Source organism: Amycolatopsis sp. cmx-8-4 (assembly GCF_046548675.1).
Lineage (GTDB): Bacteria > Actinomycetota > Actinomycetes > Mycobacteriales > Pseudonocardiaceae > Amycolatopsis.
In genome coordinates, this window is record NZ_JAEBDZ010000011.1 from 100,113 (window position 1) to 118,557 (window position 18,445).

Here is an 18,445-nt window from a genome sequence, read left to right on the forward strand (position 1 = left end):
CGACGGAAGACCCGATGACCACGTCACGCCACGCCGTTGGTCACGCCGCGTGCAAACTGTCGGTGGTGTGTGGAACCCTGACGGAGTGGCCAGTAGCCCTTCTCCTTCCCCGGCCGAGGCCTATGCGGCCTCCGCGCGCCGGGGGAAGCACCCTCAGCTGACCCGCTTCGCGGCGGAATCCTCCTTCGAGTTCGACGACTTCCAGATCCGTGGGTGCGAGGCCCTCGAGGGCGGCCACGGTGTGCTCGTCTGCGCGCCCACCGGGGCCGGGAAGACGGTCGTCGGCGAGTTCGCCGTGCACCTGGCCCTGGCCGAGGGGCGCAAGTGCTTCTACACCACGCCGATCAAGGCGTTGTCGAACCAGAAGTACGGCGATCTGGTGGCCCGGTACGGGTCGGACGCGGTGGGCCTGCTGACCGGGGACACCTCGATCAACGGCAACGCGCAGGTGGTCGTGATGACCACCGAGGTGCTGCGGAACATGCTCTACGCCGGGTCCTCGACGATCACCGACCTCGGGTACGTCGTGATGGACGAGGTCCACTACCTCGCCGACCGGTTCCGGGGCGCGGTGTGGGAAGAGGTGATCCTGCACCTGCCCGAGCACGTCCGGGTGGTCGGGTTGTCGGCGACCGTGAGCAACGCCGAGGAGTTCGGCGAGTGGCTGGTCGAGGTCCGCGGGGACACCACCGTCGTGGTGGACGAGCACCGGCCGGTGCCGCTGTGGCAGCACATGCTGGTCGGCAACCGGCTGCTGGACCTGTTCGCCGGGGAAGACGTCCACAGCCCGAACGCCGAGCTGCGCATCAACCCGACCCTGCTGCGCCGCACCGAGGAGATCGGCCGTCAGTACGCGCCGGCGGGGTTCCACGGTCCGCGGGGGGCGCGGCGGGGTGGGCCGCGGATGCCGCGGTTCCGGCCGCCGTCGCGCGTCGAGGTCGTGGAGCAGCTGGATCGGGCCGGGCTGCTGCCGGCGATCGTGTTCATCTTCTCCCGGGCGGGCTGCGAGGCCGCGGTCACGCAGTGCGTCCGGGCGGGGTTGCGGCTCAACGGGCCCGACGAGGTCGAGGAGATCCGCCGGATCATCGACGAGCGCACGTCCGGGCTGCCCGAGGGAGATCTCGGGGTGCTCGGTTACTGGGAGTGGCGGGAGGCGCTCGAGCGGGGGATCGCCGGGCACCATGCCGGGTTGCTGCCGGCGTTCAAGGAGACGGTGGAGGAGTTGTTCGTCCGCGGTCTGGTGAAGGCGGTGTTCGCCACCGAGACGCTGGCGCTCGGCATCAACATGCCCGCTCGTACTGTCGTGCTCGAACGGCTGGTGAAGTACAACGGCGAGGCGCACGTCGAGCTGACGCCGGGGGAGTACACCCAGCTCACCGGCCGGGCCGGGCGCCGGGGGATCGACGTCGAGGGCCACGCCGTGGTCTCGTGGCAGCCGGGGGTCGACCCGAAGCAGGTCGCCGGGCTCGCGTCGACGCGGACCTACCCGCTGCGGTCGTCGTTCCGGCCGGGTTACAACATGGCGGTGAACCTGGTCGCCCAGGTCGGTGCGGCGCAGGCGCGTGACCTGCTGGAGCAGTCGTTCGCGCAGTTCCAGGCCGACCGGTCGGTGGTCGGCCTGGCCCGCCGGATCGAGCGGAACAAGGAAGCCCTCAAGGGCTACACCAACGCGGTGACCGGCGACTTCGACGAGATGCTCGAGTACGTCGAGCTGCGCGCGAAGATGTCGGCGCGGGAGAAGGCCCTGTCGCGGCAGAACACGACCGTGCGGCGCGCCGACACGGCGGATTCGCTGGAGAAGCTGCGCAAGGGTGACGTCATCGCGGTGCCCGCGGGCCGGCGTGCCGGGCTCGCCGTGGTCGTGGATCCCGGGCTCGACCCGATCCGTGAGCCGCGGCCGGTCGTGGTGACCGAGGACCGGTGGTCGGGGCCGTTGTCGGTGGCGGATTTCCCGGCGCCGGTCGAGGCGCTGGGCCGGATCAAGCTGCCCAAGCACATCGAGCTGCGCTCGCCCAAGACCCGCCGGGACATCGCCACGACGTTGCGAGGTGCCGGGATTTCCTTGCCCGGCAGGCAGAAGCGGCGCGCGGGGGCCAATGAGGACGGTGAGCTGGCGGCGCTGCGGCGGGCGTTGCGGGCGCACCCGTGCCACGGGCTGGCCGAGCGGGAAGCGAACCTGCGCTGGGTGGAGCGGTACCAGCGGCTGACCGGGGAAACCGAGCAGCTGGAGCGGAAGGTCGCGGCGACGACGCACTCGCTGGCCCGCGCGTTCGACCGGATCCTCGCGCTGCTGGGGGAGCGCGGCTATCTGGGGCCGGAGTCCGCCGGTGACGGCGAGGACCGCGTCACCGAGCACGGCCGCCGGCTGACCCGGCTCTACAGCGAGTCGGATCTGCTGGCCGCGGAGTGCATCCGCAACGGCGTGTGGGAGAAGCTCGGCCCGGCCGAGCTCGCCGCCGTCGTCTCGACGCTGGTGTTCGAGGCCCGGCGTGACACGGCGGGGGAGCCGCGGCTGCCCGGTGGCGCGGTGCCCGAGGCGTGGGAGGAGACCGCGCGGCTGTGGGTGGAGCTGACCGAGGACGAGCGGCGGCACCGGCTCGACCGCACGCGGGAGCCCGACGCCGGGTTCGCGTGGCCGGTCTACCGGTGGGCGCGCGGCGAGTCGCTGGAGAAGGTGCTCACGGCGGCCGAGGCGAACGGGCAGGAGCTGTCGGCGGGTGACTTCGTGCGCTGGTCGCGTCAGGTGATCGATCTGCTCGACCAGATCCGGGACGTGCTGGGCCGGGCGGATCCGGTGGGGGCGACGGCGGCCGAGGCGGTCAAGGCGCTGCGGCGCGGTGTGGTCGCCGCGGGTGCGGCGTGAGCTTGGTGTGAGGCGTGGTCCGCCTCGGTGCGGCAGGAGAGCGTGGTCGCGTGTGCTGGGCCCGGACCTGTGGTTGGATCGGCCACGAACCGTGCGTACGCGGCTCGGCGGCGATATCGGGCTGGGCATGAGATGAACGAAGCAGGCGGAGGCAGACGATGAGCACGCCGTATGGCGGCAACGACCCACAGCAGCCCCAGTACGGGCAGCAGCCGGGCGGCGCGTACCCGCCGAGCGGCCCGCAGGAACAGCCCCAGTGGGGCCAGCAGCAGCCGCAGCAGCCGCCGTACGACCCCAACCAGCAGCAGCCGTGGGGTCAGCCGCAGCAACCCCAGCAGCCGCAGCAGTGGGGTCAGCAGCCCGGTGGGTACACCCCGCCGCAGCAGCCGCAGTGGGGTCAGCAGCCGCCGCCGTACGGGCAGCAGCCCGGTGGCGGGTATCCGCAGAGCGGCCCGCAGGCGCAGCCCGGGTACGGCCAGCAGCCACCCGGTGGGCAGTACCCGCCGAGCGGGCCGCAGGCCCAGCCGCAGTACGGGCAGCAGCCGCCCGGGGGGCAGGGCCAGTACGACTACGGCCAGCAGGGCCAGTATCCCGGCGCGTCCGCCGCTCCCGAGGGGGAGAAGCCGGCGAAGTCGAAGAAGGGCCTGCTGATCGGCATCGTGGTGCTGGTCGTGGTCGTCGCGGTGGTCGGCATCCTCGGTTTCGTCGCGCCCGGGTTCTTCAAGACGCAGGTCTTCAACAACACCCAGATGCAGACGGACGTGCAGAAGCTGCTCTCCGACACCTACAAGATCGACGGCGTCACCGGCGTCACCTGCCCGGCCGAGCAGAAGGTCGAGGACGGTGCGAAGTTCGAGTGCACCGCCACGATCGCCGGCAAGCCGCAGCAGATCCCGATCACGGTGAAGGGCGACGGCGGCAACTACGAGGTGTCCCCGCCCGCCACCAAGTAGCGTCACCCGGTTCGGCCGAGGTCCGGTCGCCGCGAATTGCGGTGGCCGGACCTCGCCGTCTCCGGAGATGATCCGGGGATGACCGACTTCGAGATCCGGACGCTGCGCGACGACGAGCACCGCGCCGCGAGCACCCTCTTCCGCGCCACCCTGCACGTGCCGCCGTCCGACGACAAGGACTGGTAACGTGCCGCGCGGGCCTACCAGTCCGGCGGCACGATCGGGGTGTTCGATCCGGATTTCATCGGCACCGCCCGGGCTTTCGACGCCGAGCTGACGGTGCCGGGTGGCGCCCGGCTGCCCATGGCCGGCGTGACGGGCGTCGGTGTCCGCGCCGACCGGACGCGTCGCGGCGTGCTGCGGGCCATGATGTCCGCTCAGCTGGCGGACTTCGCCGCGCGCGGGGTGGTGTTCGCGAACCTGCTCGCTTCCGAGGCGCTCATCTACGGCCGGTACGGCTACGGCTTGGCGACGCGCAGCCGGACCTACAGCGTCGACCGGCACCGCGCGCGGTTGCGGCCGGACGCGCCCGCCACCGGGGAGGTCGAACTGCTGGAGCTGGATGACGCCGTCGCGGCCCTGCCCGGCGTCTACGAGCGCGTCGAGCACCGGCCCGGGATGATGACCCGCCCGGAGGTGCTGTGGCGGCTCTACGAGAACCACGCCCGCCGCAGCACCGATCCGGTGAAGGCCCTCGTGCACCACGGCCCGGACGGACCCGATGGTTACGCCCTCTACGTCGTCGGCGGCCTGCACGCCCACCCGTGGACCAAGACCCTGGAAGTGTCCGACATGTTCGCCGGTACGCCGGCCGCGCTGGCCGGGTTGTGGCGGTTCCTGCTCGGCATCGACCTGGTGGACCGGATCGTCGCCGAGCAACGGCCGCTGGACGAGCCGGTCGAGCTGATCCTGGCCGATCACCGCCGCGGCAACGTCGACCGCGTCGAGGACGAGCACTGGCTGCGGCTCGTCGACGTGCCGAAGGCCCTGGCCGCTCGCGAGTACGGCCACGCCGCGCCGGTCGTCGTCGAGGTCGCCGATCCGTTGCTGCCGGCCAACTCCGGCACCTACCGGATCACGCCGGACGGCGCCGAGCGCACCGGGGGACCGGCGGCGCTCGCTCTCGACGTCACCACGCTCGCGATGCTCTACCTCGGCACCTGGCGGGCCTCGGCGCTCGCCGACGCCGGCCGGATCGAGGTCCGCGACCCGGCCGCCCCCGCGGCCGCCGACGTCCTGTTCAGCACGCGCGTCCAGTCGTGGTGCGGTAGCTTCTTCTGAGTCCGCACCGCCGGGGGTGAGCACCGTGACCAGGCGTTTCCTCGCGTTCGTCGGGCTGTGCTGCGTGCTCGCGGGCTGCACCGCGTCGGTATCGGCGCCGGTGCTGCCGAGCCGCGGCACCCCGGTTCCCACGAGTGCGCCGGTGAAGGTGCTCGACCCGGCCGCGGTCCGCGACGGCGTCCGGAAGATCCTCGTCGAGAGCTTCCACATCGCCGACGTCGGCGGGGTGACCTGCCCGGTCGGCCAGCCCGTCAGCACCGGCCGCGCGTTCGCCTGCACGGCCGAGATCGGGAGGACGGCGAAACGGGTCCCGATCACCGTCCTCGACGCGGACGGCCGCTACCGCGTCGACCCGCCGGGCTGACTGCCGGCCGCAAAAAGGGGATGCCGCGTCGCAGGTGTCCCGGCATGATCGGGCGCATGACCGCCTTCGACGTCCGCCCCATCACCGAAGACGAGCGCCGCAGCACGTTCGACCTGCTGGGCCGCTCGCTGCACAGCAACCGGATCGGCGACGAAGACTGGTCCCGCTACGGCGAGTCCTGGCCGGCCGTGCACAAGTTCGCCGCGTTCGACGGCGAGACCCCGATCGGCATCACGAGTTCCTACGACACGGAGATCGCCGTGCCGGGCGGGCGCACGCTCGGTGTCGCGGCGGTCGACGGCGTGGGCGTGCGCGCCGACTGGACGCGGCGTGGGGTGCTCAGCGCGATGATGGCCACGCAGCTGGCCGACGTCGCCGCGCGCGGGCTGCCGCTGGCGGCGCTGCACGCGAGCGAACCCACCATCTACGGCCGGTTCGGCTACGGCTCCGCGACGCTGGGCAAGACGGCGTGGATCGCCCGGCCCGCCGCGCGCCTGCACGAACGCCTCCCGGCCGCCGGGCGGGTCCGGATGCTCACCCCGGACGAGGCCGTCAAGCAGATTCCGTCGCTGTACCAGCGGATCGGGCTGCACCGGGCCGGGATGATGGCCCGCCCGGAGGGGTGGTGGGCGTTCTCGCACGACCGGCTCGTCGGTCCGGACGGGGACCACGTCGTGGTCGTCCACAGTGGACCGGACGGGGACGACGGCTTCGCCGTGTACGGCACCGTCAACCGCCGCACCCTCGAGTCACCGGACGAGGGCGCGGTGCTGAAGGTGCGCGAACTGCACGCGGCCGACCCCGCCGCGCGCGTCGCGCTCTGGCGCTTCCTGCTGTCGGTGGACCTGGTTTCCGGGGTCCGCGCCCGGTTCCGCCCGGTCGACGAGCCGCTGGCGGCGATGATGGCCGACCACCGGCACGCCCGCACGGCCGAGGTCGAGGACGACCTGTGGCTGCGCCTGATCGACGTCGGCACCGCACTGGACGCCCGCACCTACCGCGACGCCGCCCCGGTGGTCCTCGCCGTGACCGACCGGCAGCTGACGGCGAACACCGGGCACTACGAGGTCGGCCCGGACGGTGCCCGCCGCACCGAGGCCGCCGCGCACCTGAGCCTGGACGTCGACACCCTGGCCATGCTCTACCTGGGGGAGTGGAGTGCGTCCGCGCTGGCCGAAGCGGGCCGGATCACGGTCCACGACCCGGCGGCGACGGCCCGGGCGGACGAGCTGTTCACCACGGTCACCGCGCCGTGGTGCGGCACGTACTTCTAGGCGCCGGGGAGGGCTTCGATGAGCCTGTCGACGGACCTGCCGAGGTTCCAGCGCTCGGCCAGCTCGGCGACGCGGTCCGGGTCGGCCGGCTTGGCCGGGACCTTGTCCGGGCGGGACTGCTCGACGGGCGCGTCGACCGCGACCCGGACCACCGTCGGCGCGACGGCCAGGTAGTCGGCGGCGTCGGCCAGCCGCAGGCGCGTCTTCAGCGGGACGCGGGAGTCGCTCGCGGCCGAGGCCTTCAGGAGCGCGTCGAGGGAGCCGAACTCGGTGATCAGCTTCGCCGCGGTCTTCTCGCCGATCCCGGCGACGCCGGGCAGCCCGTCCGACGGGTCGCCGCGCATCATGGACATGTCCGCGTAGGCGGGGCCGGCGCTCTCGCGGGGGACGCTGTAGCGCTCGGCGATCTCGTCGGGCCCGAGCTCCTCGGCCTTCGCCCAGCCCTTGCCGACGTAGATGACCGACGTGCGGGTCGGCTCGTCGCGCACCAGCTGGAACAGGTCGCGGTCGCCGGTGATGACCTCGACCGCGTCCTTCTTCTCCCGGTGGGCCAGCGCGCCGATGACGTCGTCGGCCTCGTAGCCGGCCGCCTCGGCGGTGGCGAAGCCGAACGCCTCGAGGACCTCGAGGATGATCGGTACCTGCGGGGTCAGGGTGTCGGGCACCACTTCGACGTCGGGCGCCTGGCCCGTGGTCTCCTGGGCCACCCGGTGGGCTTTGTAGCTGGGCAGCAGGTCGGTCCGGAACTTCGGCCGCCAGTCCGCGTCCATGCAGCACACCAGCCGCGAGGGGCGCCGGTCGGTGAGGATCCGCGCGATCGTGTCGGTGAACCCGCGCACGGCGTTGACCTGGGTGCCGTCGGCGGCGCGCATCGAGTCGGGCAGGGCGAAGAACGAGCGGAAGTAGAGGCTCGCGGAGTCGAGCAGCGCAAGGGGTCCGGTCACCCGTACAGCCTGCCACGCCCCGGCGCCGCCGACCGGCAGGCCACGCGCCACCCAGCACGGTCGGAGGTGGCCGCGGCATGTCGCACCACCGGGCGGATGGATCACCCGGGCGGCCCGGCTAGGCTCGCCCCATGTCGCGCCGTTCCCTCCACACGCCCGCCCCCGACGCCGCAGCCCTGCGCGCCCGCCTGGACCGCGCCCGCACCGCCGCGGCCGCCGCGGACACCGACGCCCTGCTGATCGCGCCCGGTTCCGACCTGCGCTACCTGATCGGCCAGGCCGGCGGCTCGTTCGAGCGCCTCACCACCCTCGTCGTCCCCGCCGACGGCACGCCCGCGCTGGTCGTGCCGAAGCTGGAGGCGCCCGGCTACGCCGACGTGCCGACCGACGAGCTCGGTGTCGAGCTGCTGACCTGGGTGGACGGTGACGACCCGTACAAGCTGGTGGCCGACCGGCTCGGCAAGGCCGGCCGCGTCGCGGTCAGCGACTTCACCCCGGCCCTGCACGTGCTGGCCCTGCGCGCGGCGCTCGGCGAGGCCGAGCAGACCCTCGCCGGCCCGGTCGTGCGCGAGCTGCGGATGCGCAAGGACGCCGCCGAGATCGCGTCGCTGCGGGACGCCGGCGCGGCCATCGACCGCGTGCACGCCCGCGTTCACGAGTGGCTGCGGGCCGGACGCACCGAGGCCGAAGTCGGCGCGGACATCACCGCGGCGATCGTCGAGGAGGGGCACGTCCGGGCGGACTTCGTAATCGTCGGCTCCGGCCCGAACGGCGCCAGCCCGCACCACGACGTCTCCGACCGCGTCATCGACAAGGGTGACGTCGTGGTCGTCGACATCGGCGGCCCGCTGCCGGCCGGCTACAACTCCGACTCCACCCGCACCTACTCGGTCGGCGCGCCGCGCGACGCCGACGTAGCCGAGACCTACGCCGTGCTGCAGCGCGCCCAGGCCGCTTCGGTCGCCGCGGTGAAGCCGGGGGTCACGGCCGAGGCGGTCGACGCCGCCGCGCGCGACGTCATCACCGAGGCCGGGTTCGGCGAGTACTTCATCCACCGTACCGGGCACGGCATCGGCCTGGACGTGCACGAGGAGCCCTACATCATCGCGGGCAACACGCTGCCGCTGGAGCCGGGCATGGCCTTCAGCGTCGAGCCGGGCATCTACCAGGCGGGCCGCTGGGGCGCCCGCATCGAGGACATCGTGATCGTCACCGCGGACGGCGTCGAGTCCGTCAACAACCAGCCGCACGAACTCGTCGTGCTGGACGCATGACCACCGGTGGCCTGGAGCCGCTCGACCAGTCGATCGTCGAGGAACTCGCGGCCGACGGGCGGCGCAGCTTCACCGACCTCGCCGAACGCGTCGGGCTGTCCGTGTCGGCGGTGCACCAGCGGGTGCGCCGCCTCGAGCAGCGCGGGGTCATCCTCGGGTACACCGCGCGGCTCGACGGCGAGCAGATCGGGCTGCCGCTGACGGCCCTGATCTCGCTGACGCCCAACGACCCCGGTGCGCCCGACGACTACCCGCAGCGGATCCAGCACATCAAGGAGATCGAGTCCTGCTACTCGGTGGCCGGCGACGAGTCCTACATCCTGCTGGTGCGCGTCCAGTCGCCGCTGGCGCTGGAGGACCTGCTGCGCCGGATCCGGGAGGCCGCCAAGGTGTCCACTCGCACCACGGTGGTCCTCTCTACGCCGTTCGAGGGACGTTCGCCTACGTTCTGACACCGGCGGGGTGGCCGGGTACCGGGGGACTGGTACGGTAAAAGGTATGGCAACACGTAAGGTGACTCTTTCGCTGGACAGCGGCGCCTTGGACTTCGCCGAACGCGCCGCGAAAGCACACGGGATCTCGGTCTCGTCCTGGCTGTCGAAGGCGGCCAGGCGCGAGGCGGTACGCACGGGCTACACCCCGCAGAAGCCGGAACCGGCCGTCGCGGAGTTCGACGAGGCCGAGCGCACCGCGGCGGAAAAGGATCTGCGTGCGCAGGGGTGAAGTCTGGACGTACCACCCCCCGACCGATCCGGCCCGGCAGCGCACGGTCGTGCTGCTGTCCTCGGACGGGGTGAACGAGTCCGAGCGCCCCTGGCTGCTCGGCACCGAACTGCTCGACCGCGACCCCCAGGACATCCTCGGCGTGGCGATCGACGCCCGCTACTGGGTCTCGACGCTCAACCTCACGCGGCTCTACCGCCCGTGGTTCGACGAGCGCCTCGCGGAGATCGACCAGGAGGTCCAAGAGCGCATCGACATCGCACTGCGAGCCGCCCTCGATCTTTAAGTGTATAACGCCCTATACGGCGGGGCGATGTTGAAAAACCACACGGTCCAGTAAGCACACACGGCGCGACTCAAACCTGCTCAAGAGCAGGAGAGGTCAGCGGGCGACCACTTCCGGGGCCGCGTGGAGCTTGCCGTCCGCGCCCGCGAGGCAGGAGGCGTTGCCCTCGCGGGTGGTCATGAACTCCGTGAGGCAGTTGGCGATCGCGGTGTGGCCGGCGGCGTTGGGGTGGAACGACTCCTGCAGCGCGTGGCCCGCCCGGTCGGCTTGGCCGAGGTCGGCGAGCTGGAGGGTCAGGCGGGTGAACCATTCCGTCGCCGGATTGGCGCCGCCGCTGCACGCTTCGTGCTGCACGCCGGCCTTGGCGAGGTCCAGGAACCGGGCGCCGGTCTGCCGGGCGGCCGTTTTGATGCCGGAGGACAGGACGCCGATGCCGGTCTGGGAGATCCAGCGCAGGTCCTCGACCCGGAACGGGCAGCCGTTGAGGCTGCGCAGGTCTTCGGGGACGTCGGGGCCGATCGGGGCGGCGTAGGACTGCAGGATCAGCTGGTAGTCCGCGGGTACGTAACCGGCTTGGGCCAGTACTTTCTTGACGTCGGAGACGGCGGCGGCGACCTTCGGGACCATTGCGTCCACTTTGGACTGCCAGCTCTGCTTGAGTGCTGTGCTGCACGGCGGGCCGCCGGGGTCGAACCACGCTTTGAAGCAGTCGGTGACCTGGTTGGAGAACTTGGGGTCGTCGTTGGCGCCGACGGCGATCACGACGGCGGCGACGCGGTGGTCCTTGACCAGGGCCGCGAGCTGTTGTGCCTGCGAGCCTTCGGTCCACTGCTTGATATCGCCGAGGGCGACCTGTTCGGCGGGGGCGCCGGAGCAGGCGAGGTTGACGTGGGCGGTGATGCCGGGGACGGCGATCTTTTCGACGAAGGCGTTGGGGGAGCGGTGGCACCAGTCGCCGCCCTGGCCGTTGGTGGCAGGGGTGTACTGGCCGGCGCCTTCGCCGGAGGCGGTGCTGTCGCCCATGGCGACGACGGTGAGCGGGCCGGTGCCGGGCGGGCCTTGGCGGGGTTGGGGTTGTCCGGGTTGGCTTTCGGAGCCGAAGAAGGCGAAGAAACCCACCAGGAGGGCCACGCTGACGAGGACCAGTGCCCCCCAGTACCACCGAAGTCGTCGCATCACGGCTGATTCTACGGATCAGGTGATCGGATCCGGATCAGGACACCGTGCGTGACCGGTCACACGGGCAGCCAGGTCCGCACCAGCCCGACGAGTGACTTCGTCAGGGCTTCCGGGCTGAGTTGGCGGTCTCGCAGCCAGTGCCGGACCTGTTCGGCCGAGAGGGCGGCCAGGAGGACGTCGGCGGCGATTTCCGGGTCGGGGGCGCCGCCGGTGTGGAGCAGGTGGCGGCAGTGGGCGCGCCAGAGGGTGTGGGCGCCGGTGCGGAAGCGGGCGCCGGTGGTCGCGGTCTCCGAGAGGAGGACGAGGTCGAGCTGGCGGTTCAGGAGCTGGAGGTAGGCCTCGATGAACGCGGCGAGGCGGTCGGTGGGGGGTGCGTCGGGGCCGAGTGGGGGTCCTCCGGTGAGGATTTGGTGCTGGAGTTCGCGTTCGCGTTCGTCGAGCAGGGCCATGGCGAGGCCGGCTTTGTCGCCGAAGCGGCGGTAGAGGGTGCCTTTGCCGACGCCTGCGGCGGCGGCGACGTCGTCCATGGTGACGGCGTCGACGCCGTGTTCGGCGAAGAGGGTTTCGGCGGCGGTGAGGGCCCGGATGCGGTTGCGGGCGGCGTCGGCGCGTTCGCGTACGGGTGTGCCGAGGACGGGGAGTTCGGTCGGCGTTGACGAAGCGGACTCTGGTCCGCTAACGTTCGAAGACATAAGCGGACTCTAGTCCGAATTCTGGTCCGGCGGAAGCCGACACCTCTTCGAGGAGCATCCTCATGCCTGATCTGCTGCACATTTCCGCGTCCCCACGTGGAGAAGAGTCCCAGTCGTTGCGCCTGGCAGCTACTTTCCTGGACACCTACCGCGAGGTCCACCCGGGCGCCGAGATCGACGAATGGGACCTCTGGGACGGCTCGCTGCCCGAGTTCGGGCCCGCGGCGGCGCGCGCCAAGATGACGGTCTTCGGCGGCGGTACGCCGCAGGGTGCGGAGGCCGACGCGTGGCGTGCCGCGGAAGAGGCGTTCGCCCGCTTCGCTGCCGCGGACCGGATCCTGTTCAGCGTGCCGATGTGGAATTCCGGGGTGCCGTACGTGCTCAAGCAGTTCGTCGACGTCGTGTCGCAGCCGGGCTGGGTGTTCGGCGTCGACCCGGCGACCGGGTACGTGCACTTGCTGGCCGGGCGGGGCAAGCGCGCCGCGGTCGTCTACACGAGCGCGGTGTGGGGTCCGGGACTCGGGCGGGAGTTCGGGGCCGACTTCCAGGCGCCGTTCTTCACCGGCTGGCTGAACTGGACGGGCATCGAGGACGTCACCGAGATCCGGTTCCACCCGACGCTCACCGGTGACGCCGAGGAGCTGGGCCGGGTCGCGCACGAGGCGGCCCGTGACGCGGCGAAGGCGTTCTAGCCGGCTTGGGTGAGGTCGGTGGTGGCGGCGAGTTCGACGGCGACGTCGGTGATGGTGTGCCGGGCGGGGTTGTCGTTGCCGGGCAGCCACACGAGTTCGGTTCGGGCGGTGTCGCCGGTGAGGGGGACGAAGGCGACGCCGGTGCGGCGGAGGCTGTGGGATGAGCGGGTGAGCCGGGTGACGCCGACTCCGGCGGCGACGAGGCCGAGCAGTCCTTGGACGGTCGGGGCGCGCTGGACGACGTGTGGGGTGTAGCCGGCGGTGGCGAAGTCGTCGTCGTAGCCGCGGTGCCAGGGTTCCCAGCTGCTGCGTGGGGTGAGGACCCAGGGTTCGTCGGCGAGGTCGGCGAGGGTGAGTGTCGTGCGGGTGGCCAGTGGGTGGTCTTGGGGGAGGACGGCGCAGACCTCTTCGGTCATGAGGGTCTGTGAGGTGAGGTCGTCGACCAGGGGTGGGCGGGTGAAGGCCAGGTCGAAGCGGCGTTCGCGGAGGCCGTCGACGAGGTCGGCGATGGCTGCTTCGGCGGTGTGGACCTCGAGGGCGGGGAATCGTTCGCGGGCCGCTCGGACGATGGGTGGCAGCAGGTAGTTGGCCGTGGTGGTGAGGAAGGCGAGCCGGATGGTGCCGATTTCGCCGCGTACGGCGCGGCCGAGGGTCGCGACGGCGTCGTCGGCTCGGGCGAGTACCGCGCGGGCTTCGGGCAGGAAGAGTGCGCCGACGGCGGTGAGGCGGGTGCCGCGGGCGTCGCGGTCGAACAGCCGGGCGCCGAGGGTGCGTTCGAGGACGGTGATCTGCTGGGACAGGGATTGCTGGGCGATGTGCAGGCGGGTGGCGGCGCGGGTGAAGCTGGTTTCGTCGGCGACGGCGATGAAGTAGCGCAGCTGCCGCAGCTCGGGGGTCACAGGTTTTGACTGTAGCCGTGCCAGGTGATCGGTGTTGGCGCCGCGTGCGTGATCTTCCGCAGGATGGACGGAGGAAACGTACTGGGAGGAACACGGAGATGACGAACACCGACGGCCGCGTCTGGCTGATCACCGGCTGCTCTTCCGGCTTCGGCCGGGAGGTGGCGCTGGCCGCTCTCGCCGCCGGCGACCAGGTGCTGGCCACCGCCCGGCGGCCGGAAACCCTGAAGGACCTGGAAGTGGCGGGTGGCGAGCGGGTCCGGACGGCGGCCTTGGACGTCACCGACGCCGGTCAGGTCGACGCCGCGGTGAAGACGGCGCTGGAGACGTTCGGGCGGATCGACGTCGTGGTGAACAACGCCGGCAACGGTTCGGTCGGCGCGGTCGAGGAGCTGACGATGGCGGAGCTGCGCGGGTTGATGGAGGTGATGTTCTTCGGTGCGGTCGAGGTGACCAAGGCCGTGGTGCCGCACCTGCGGGCGCAGGGCAGCGGGACGATCGTGCAGATCAGCTCGATGGGTGGGCAGCTGTCGATGCCGGGGTTCGGGGCGTACTGCGCGGCGAAGTTCGCGCTGGAGGGGCTCTCGGAGGCGCTCGCGGCGGAGGTGGCGCCGTTCGGGGTGCGGGTGCTGATCGTCGAGCCGGGGGCGTTCCGCACCGAGTTCGGCGGTGACCGGATGCACCGTTCCCGCACGATCGACGCCTACGCGGTGTCGACGTCGGGGACGCGCGGTGCGGTCGAGGGCATGGACGGTACGCAGCCGGGTGATCCGGCGAAGGCGGCGGCGGCGATCGTGCGGGCCGTGGAGCGCGAGGACGCCCCGTTGCGGCTGGCGCTGGGCGCGGACGCCGTCGAGGCGATCCGGGGCCACCACGAGGCCTTGGCGGCGGACTTGGCCGCGTGGGAGGACGTGAGCCGTTCGACCGCCTTGGCGTAAGCCGTGAATGGCACATCGAGGGACTCTGAGTCCCTCGATGTGCCATTCACGGACTTCAGTCGAGTAGCGCGGTGAGGACGCCGTCGAGGAGGCGGACGCGGCGGTCGGCGATGCGGTGGACTTCGTCGTCGTGGGTGGCGACGATGACGGCCGCGCCTTCGGCCGCGCACCGGCGCAGCAGCCGGAGCACGCGGGGGGTGCTGCCGCCGTCGAGGTGGGCGGTGGGTTCGTCGGTGAGCAGGATCCGGGGGCGGCCGGCGACCGCGCGGGCCAGGGCGACGCGCTGTTGCTGCCCGAACGACACTTCGAGGGGGTAGCGGTCGCCGAGGTCGCCGATGCCGAGTTCGTCGAGCAGGTCGGTGACGCGGTCCTGGATCACCTGGCGGGACGGGCGGGGGATGTCGGAGCGCAGCCGCAGCGGCAGGGCGACGTTTTCGGCGATGGTGAGTTCGTTGGCGAGGCCGAGGGCTTGGGGCAGTACCGCGCAGGTGTGCCACGGCGGTGCGCCGCTGATGGGGACGCCGTCGAGGAGCACGCAGCCAGAGTCGGGGGAGTCGAACCCGCAGAGCAGGGCCAGCAGTGCGCTTTTGCCGGAGCCTGATCGGCCGGAGACGGTGACGAGTTCGCCGGCGGCGACGCGCAGTTCGAGGCCGCGCAGGACTTCGATGTCGCCGCTGGGGTGGGCGAAGCTGCGGCGCAGGCCGACGGCTTCGAGCATGGACGGTGCGGTTTCGGCGGTCACGGCCGCGGCTCCCGTTCTTCGATGCCTTCGAGGGCGCCCTTGTGCAGGCGGGCGATCCGGGCGCCGAGGTCGATGAGGCGTTCGTCGTGTGAGGCCACCAGGACCGCGAAGTCCTGGTCCACCAGGTATTGCAGGGTGTCGAGGACGAGGTCGGCCGAGGCTTCGTCGAGCTGGGACGTCGGTTCGTCGGCGAGGATCACCGTCGAACGGGCCGCGAGCACGCAGCCGAAGGCGAGCCGTTGCTGCTGGCCGCCGGAGAGCGCGGAGATCTTCCAGCCGCCGGTGCCGTGCAGGCCGAGCTGGGCGAGGATGTCGTCGGGGCGGCAGTGGGTGCCGGCGGCTTCGGCGGCGGCGCGCAGGTTGTCGGCGACCGAGAGGTAGCCGAGCAGGTTGTCGGAGGGGTTCTGGAACACCAGGCCCAGGTGGTGGCGCCGGAGGGCGCGCCGTTCGCGGTGCTTGAGCTTGCGGACGTCGGCGCCCTGGAACGTCAGGGAGCCGCGGGCGGGTTGTTCGAACAGCCCGAGTACGCGCAGGAGTGTGGACTTCCCGGAGCCGGACGGGCCGGCGAGGACGGTCATGCCGCGGGCGGGGACGTCGATGCTGACGTCGTCGACGCCGGTGACGATCCCGGCGGGTGTCTGGTAGTCGACGCCGATGCCGCGGAGGGAGAAGATCGGTTTCTCAGGCACGGATCAGCTCCGCGGTCCGGGCGGTGCGCACCGAGCGCACCGCGATCCAGCCGGCCAGGCCCACCACGAGCACGCCGACGGCCAGCACGGTCAGCACGAACGGCAGTGGGTCGGGTAGCTCGGAGCGGGGGGCGAGGAACGTCGCGGGGTCGAACCGCGGCACGGACAGGCCCGCGACGGAGATCCCGCAGGCCACGCCGACGACGATGGCGAGCCCGCTGAGGGCGCCGAGTTCCATGAGGTGGCTGGCGAGCAGGGTCCGTGGCCGCATGCCCATCCGCAGTACGAGGGCGCCGGCGAGGGCGTTCTGCCTTCGCCGGACTTCGACGGCCACGAGCAGTGCGAGGATCGCGACGAGTCCGAGGACGGCGCCGAGCAGGGCCACGAAGGAGAACGTCCACGACACGACGAAGAACGGGAGGCCGTCCAGTGCGGATTCGCGGCTGACGCGGTTGGGGATGTACACCCCGGCCGAGCGCAGCGCGGTGGTGGCGTCGGCCATCGCCGTCTTGGTCAGGACGCTCCACTTGGGAATCCCGTCGAGCTGGGCGTGACTGAGGGCGGTGCGGGACACGACGTAGCCGGGTGAGGTGCCGATCATCGGGAACACCGGCAGGTCGCCCGCGGGCACGGCGTCGGGGAGGCCGCCGGGCAGGTGCGCGGACTGGCCGTCTCGGTGCCCGACCCGGATCGCGGGCGTGCCGTGCGGGTCGGGTTGGGAGATCTTCCGCAGGAGCGCGTCGAGGTCGTCGACCGGGACGCGGTCGAGTGCGGCGGCGTTGGCGAACGTCGCGGGGTCGATCACCAGCACCACGCTGCCGGTGCCGGTGAGCTCGCCGACGATGGTGCTGGTGCCGGCCAGGGAGGCCGGCATGGCGACGGTGCCCATGCCGATCGGGCTGTCGGTGTCGAGGCGGGCGTCGCTGCCGACGAAGATCGCGGACTTGGTGGCGAGGGCGTCTTCCTGGCCGTCGGCGATGCCGATCCCGGTGGCCAGGGTGCCGATCGCGAGGGTGCCGATGACGAGCACGCCGGTGACCGGGGCGCGGGCGCCGGCCAGCCGGCGGATGGCCAGCTGCAGGGCGGGGTGTGACCAGAAGCGGGCGCGGTGGGAGGCGTGCAGGGCGAGCCAGGCCAGCCGTGCGGTCAGCAGCCCGACGGTCAGGACGACGAAGACGGGGTAGGTCAGGGCGAGCGGGTCGACCTGGGGTAATGGATTTCCGAGGCGTGAGCCGGTGCTGTAGCCGGCCAGGCGGGTCCAGCCGAGCCAGGCCATGCCCGCGGTCGCGAGCTCCCACGGGAAGTACGCGAGCAGCCGCGCCCGGTTGCCCTTGCGGCGTACCCGGCCCAGTTCGAACTCGCGGTGTGCCCGCACGGCGACGACGAGGGCGAGCAGCGTCATGGAGAGCAGCAGCACGGCCGCGGCGACGATGCCGGCGCGCAGTTCGGCGTCGGAGTCGGGTGCGCCGGGTGGTCCGTAGACGCCGAGCAGGAGGCGGGCGGCGACCGCGCCGGCCGCGCCGCCGAGCAGGATCGGCAGGCCGAGCTCGGCGATGGCGAGCCAGCCCAGGGCGCCGGGGCCGCTGCCGCGGGCGGAGAGCAGGCGCAGCTGGGCGTGGCGGCGCTGGTACCACTGCAGGGCGACGCTGCCGAGGCCCGCGCAGCCGACCAACACGCTGATCACCGCGAGCGGCAGGATCGAGACGAACACGTTGTCCTGGGCCTGGCGGGCGATCGTCACCGAGCGTTCGAACGTGGGGACGTCGGCGGCGACGGTGTTGCCGAGGCCTTGGGCGGTGAGGTCGGCGCGGACGTCGGCGACGAGGTCCTGGGAGCGTTGCAGGAGGTCTTCGGCGCCGCTGAGGGTGGTGGGCGGCGGGACGTAGAACGAGATGTGGAAGTACTGCATGGTCGGCAGGCCGAGGGCACGGACGGCGTTGTCGAAACTCGCGCGGTCGGTGGCGAAGACGATCGAGTCGATGGGGTCGTTGGCCAGCCGGTCGACCACGGCGCCGGACTGCTGGGAGCACCACCAGCGCGGCGGCGGGTCGAGCAGGTCGCGGTAGATGCCGGTGACCGGCGGCAGCGCGGTGCCCTGGATGCTCGGGCGGGCGCCGAGGCCGATGTGCTCGGCGTCGGCGACGACGTTGCCGAGCCACAGGCCGGGTGCGCGGGTGCCTTGCTGCAGGGTCAGGTGGTCGAGCCCGGCCTGGTCGCGGTAGCCGAGGCGGATCTTGTAGTGCGGGACGCCGTTGAACTGGGTGCCGGGCAGGACGGTCGTGTACTGGCCGACGATCGGGGTGCCGAAGCCGTGTGCGGGGGCGTGCCGCTGGACGGCGGCGGTGACCGCGGGGATGTTCTTGACCGGCATGTTGCCCTTGCCGAAGACCGGGCCGTAGGCGTCGGGGCAGACGATCCCGGTCTGGTAGGTGACGGCCGCGCCGCCGGCCGCGGAGGCCTGCAGGACCGCGGCGGTGCCGAGGAAGCACGCCAGCAGCGAGGTCACCGCCGCCACGATCAGCGTCAGGGGACTGGTGAGCGCGGCCTTCGGTGCCGCACGCCACGGCATGGTCACTCTGAGTTGTTCGATCTTCCCCCCACATCACCCGCATGGAGGCGCACGCTACCGGGCCACCCCAGGAACCGGAACGT

Annotated in this window: 17 protein-coding genes and 1 pseudogene; 11 read left to right on the forward strand and 7 right to left on the reverse strand. The window is 72.1% G+C overall.

Translation table 11 applies throughout. The features are described from left to right. Positions 1 to 85: 85 nt before the first annotated feature. The 5 genes and pseudogenes from ACLJQZ_RS24135 (at position 86) to ACLJQZ_RS24155 (ending at position 6,735) form a co-directional block, all read left to right on the forward strand. Positions 86 to 2,863 carry a DEAD/DEAH box helicase gene (locus ACLJQZ_RS24135; protein ID WP_410622147.1) on the forward strand — a complete coding sequence of 926 codons (2,778 nt, stop codon included), beginning with the start codon at positions 86 to 88 and terminating at the stop codon, positions 2,861 to 2,863. Between the two features lie 158 nt (positions 2,864 to 3,021). Continuing rightward, on the forward strand, positions 3,022 to 3,816 hold the full coding sequence (locus ACLJQZ_RS24140) for a DUF4333 domain-containing protein (RefSeq protein ID WP_410622148.1): 795 nt from the start codon (positions 3,022 to 3,024) through the stop codon (positions 3,814 to 3,816). A gap of 78 nt (positions 3,817 to 3,894) precedes the next feature. Beyond that, positions 3,895 to 5,097 (forward strand): annotated as a pseudogene (locus ACLJQZ_RS24145) (GNAT family N-acetyltransferase). A 25-nt stretch (positions 5,098 to 5,122) separates the two neighbouring features. Continuing rightward, positions 5,123 to 5,461 (forward strand): DUF4333 domain-containing protein, encoded by a 339-nt coding sequence (locus ACLJQZ_RS24150; RefSeq protein ID WP_410622149.1) that lies wholly within the window; start codon positions 5,123 to 5,125, stop codon positions 5,459 to 5,461. A gap of 56 nt (positions 5,462 to 5,517) precedes the next feature. Further along, positions 5,518 to 6,735 (forward strand): GNAT family N-acetyltransferase, encoded by a 1,218-nt coding sequence (locus tag ACLJQZ_RS24155; protein ID WP_410622150.1) that lies wholly within the window; start codon positions 5,518 to 5,520, stop codon positions 6,733 to 6,735. Here ACLJQZ_RS24155 and ACLJQZ_RS24160 read toward each other — a convergent pair. After that, entirely contained in the window at positions 6,732 to 7,679 is a 948-nt protein-coding gene (locus ACLJQZ_RS24160) for a 5'-3' exonuclease H3TH domain-containing protein (protein ID WP_410622151.1), read from the reverse strand. The genes ACLJQZ_RS24155 and ACLJQZ_RS24160 overlap by 4 nt on opposite strands. A 131-nt stretch (positions 7,680 to 7,810) precedes the next feature. Between ACLJQZ_RS24160 and ACLJQZ_RS24165 the strand changes: the two genes are divergently transcribed. Genes ACLJQZ_RS24165 through ACLJQZ_RS24180 form a run of 4 tightly spaced genes read left to right on the forward strand, consistent with a single transcriptional unit; the run spans position 7,811 to position 9,962 of the window. Further along, positions 7,811 to 8,953 (forward strand): M24 family metallopeptidase, encoded by a 1,143-nt coding sequence (locus tag ACLJQZ_RS24165; protein WP_410622152.1) that lies wholly within the window; start codon positions 7,811 to 7,813, stop codon positions 8,951 to 8,953. Then, positions 8,950 to 9,405 carry an Lrp/AsnC family transcriptional regulator gene (locus ACLJQZ_RS24170; RefSeq protein ID WP_247051868.1) on the forward strand — a complete coding sequence of 152 codons (456 nt, stop codon included), beginning with the start codon at positions 8,950 to 8,952 and terminating at the stop codon, positions 9,403 to 9,405. The genes ACLJQZ_RS24165 and ACLJQZ_RS24170 overlap by 4 nt, the downstream gene beginning before the upstream one ends. Before the next feature lie 46 nt (positions 9,406 to 9,451). Then, the gene (locus ACLJQZ_RS24175; protein WP_410622153.1) at positions 9,452 to 9,676 is read left to right on the forward strand and encodes a hypothetical protein; all 225 of its coding nucleotides are present in this window, start codon (positions 9,452 to 9,454) and stop codon (positions 9,674 to 9,676) included. Then, entirely contained in the window at positions 9,663 to 9,962 is a 300-nt protein-coding gene (locus tag ACLJQZ_RS24180) for a hypothetical protein (RefSeq protein WP_247051866.1), read from the forward strand. Before ACLJQZ_RS24175 ends, ACLJQZ_RS24180 begins: the two co-directional genes overlap by 14 nt. A gap of 96 nt (positions 9,963 to 10,058) precedes the next feature. On the opposite strand, the gene ACLJQZ_RS24185 is transcribed toward ACLJQZ_RS24180, so the two are convergent. Both ACLJQZ_RS24185 and ACLJQZ_RS24190 read right to left on the reverse strand, forming a co-directional pair. Further along, positions 10,059 to 11,138: a GDSL-type esterase/lipase family protein gene (locus ACLJQZ_RS24185; protein WP_410622154.1), complete on the reverse strand. Its 1,080-nt coding sequence runs from the start codon at positions 11,136 to 11,138 to the stop codon at positions 10,059 to 10,061. Positions 11,139 to 11,197: 59 nt separating this feature from the next. Beyond that, entirely contained in the window at positions 11,198 to 11,833 is a 636-nt protein-coding gene (locus ACLJQZ_RS24190; RefSeq protein WP_410622155.1) for a TetR/AcrR family transcriptional regulator, read from the reverse strand. Between the two features lie 62 nt (positions 11,834 to 11,895). Between ACLJQZ_RS24190 and ACLJQZ_RS24195 the strand changes: the two genes are divergently transcribed. After that, positions 11,896 to 12,525: an FMN-dependent NADH-azoreductase gene (locus tag ACLJQZ_RS24195; RefSeq protein ID WP_410622156.1), complete on the forward strand. Its 630-nt coding sequence runs from the start codon at positions 11,896 to 11,898 to the stop codon at positions 12,523 to 12,525. Here ACLJQZ_RS24195 and ACLJQZ_RS24200 read toward each other — a convergent pair. After that, positions 12,522 to 13,424 carry a LysR family transcriptional regulator gene (locus ACLJQZ_RS24200; protein WP_410622157.1) on the reverse strand — a complete coding sequence of 301 codons (903 nt, stop codon included), beginning with the start codon at positions 13,422 to 13,424 and terminating at the stop codon, positions 12,522 to 12,524. The two genes, ACLJQZ_RS24195 and ACLJQZ_RS24200, sit on opposite strands and share 4 nt — an antisense overlap. Before the next feature lie 98 nt (positions 13,425 to 13,522). Between ACLJQZ_RS24200 and ACLJQZ_RS24205 the strand changes: the two genes are divergently transcribed. Continuing rightward, the gene (locus ACLJQZ_RS24205) at positions 13,523 to 14,362 is read left to right on the forward strand and encodes an oxidoreductase (protein WP_410622158.1); all 840 of its coding nucleotides are present in this window, start codon (positions 13,523 to 13,525) and stop codon (positions 14,360 to 14,362) included. Between the two features lie 55 nt (positions 14,363 to 14,417). Here the strand turns inward: ACLJQZ_RS24205 and ACLJQZ_RS24210 are convergent, their stop codons facing one another. From ACLJQZ_RS24210 to ACLJQZ_RS24220, 3 genes are read right to left on the reverse strand one after another with little or no spacing between them, the layout of a single operon-like run. After that, a complete protein-coding gene (locus tag ACLJQZ_RS24210) occupies positions 14,418 to 15,080 on the reverse strand; it encodes an ABC transporter ATP-binding protein (protein WP_410622284.1) in 663 nt (220 codons plus the stop codon). A 20-nt stretch (positions 15,081 to 15,100) separates the two neighbouring features. Next, positions 15,101 to 15,793 carry an ABC transporter ATP-binding protein gene (locus ACLJQZ_RS24215; RefSeq protein ID WP_410622159.1) on the reverse strand — a complete coding sequence of 231 codons (693 nt, stop codon included), beginning with the start codon at positions 15,791 to 15,793 and terminating at the stop codon, positions 15,101 to 15,103. Next, positions 15,786 to 18,362, reverse strand: a complete 2,577-nt coding sequence (locus ACLJQZ_RS24220; RefSeq protein WP_410622160.1) for an FtsX-like permease family protein — start codon at positions 18,360 to 18,362, stop codon at positions 15,786 to 15,788. The genes ACLJQZ_RS24215 and ACLJQZ_RS24220 overlap by 8 nt, the downstream gene beginning before the upstream one ends. Between the last annotated feature and the right edge of the window lie 83 nt (positions 18,363 to 18,445).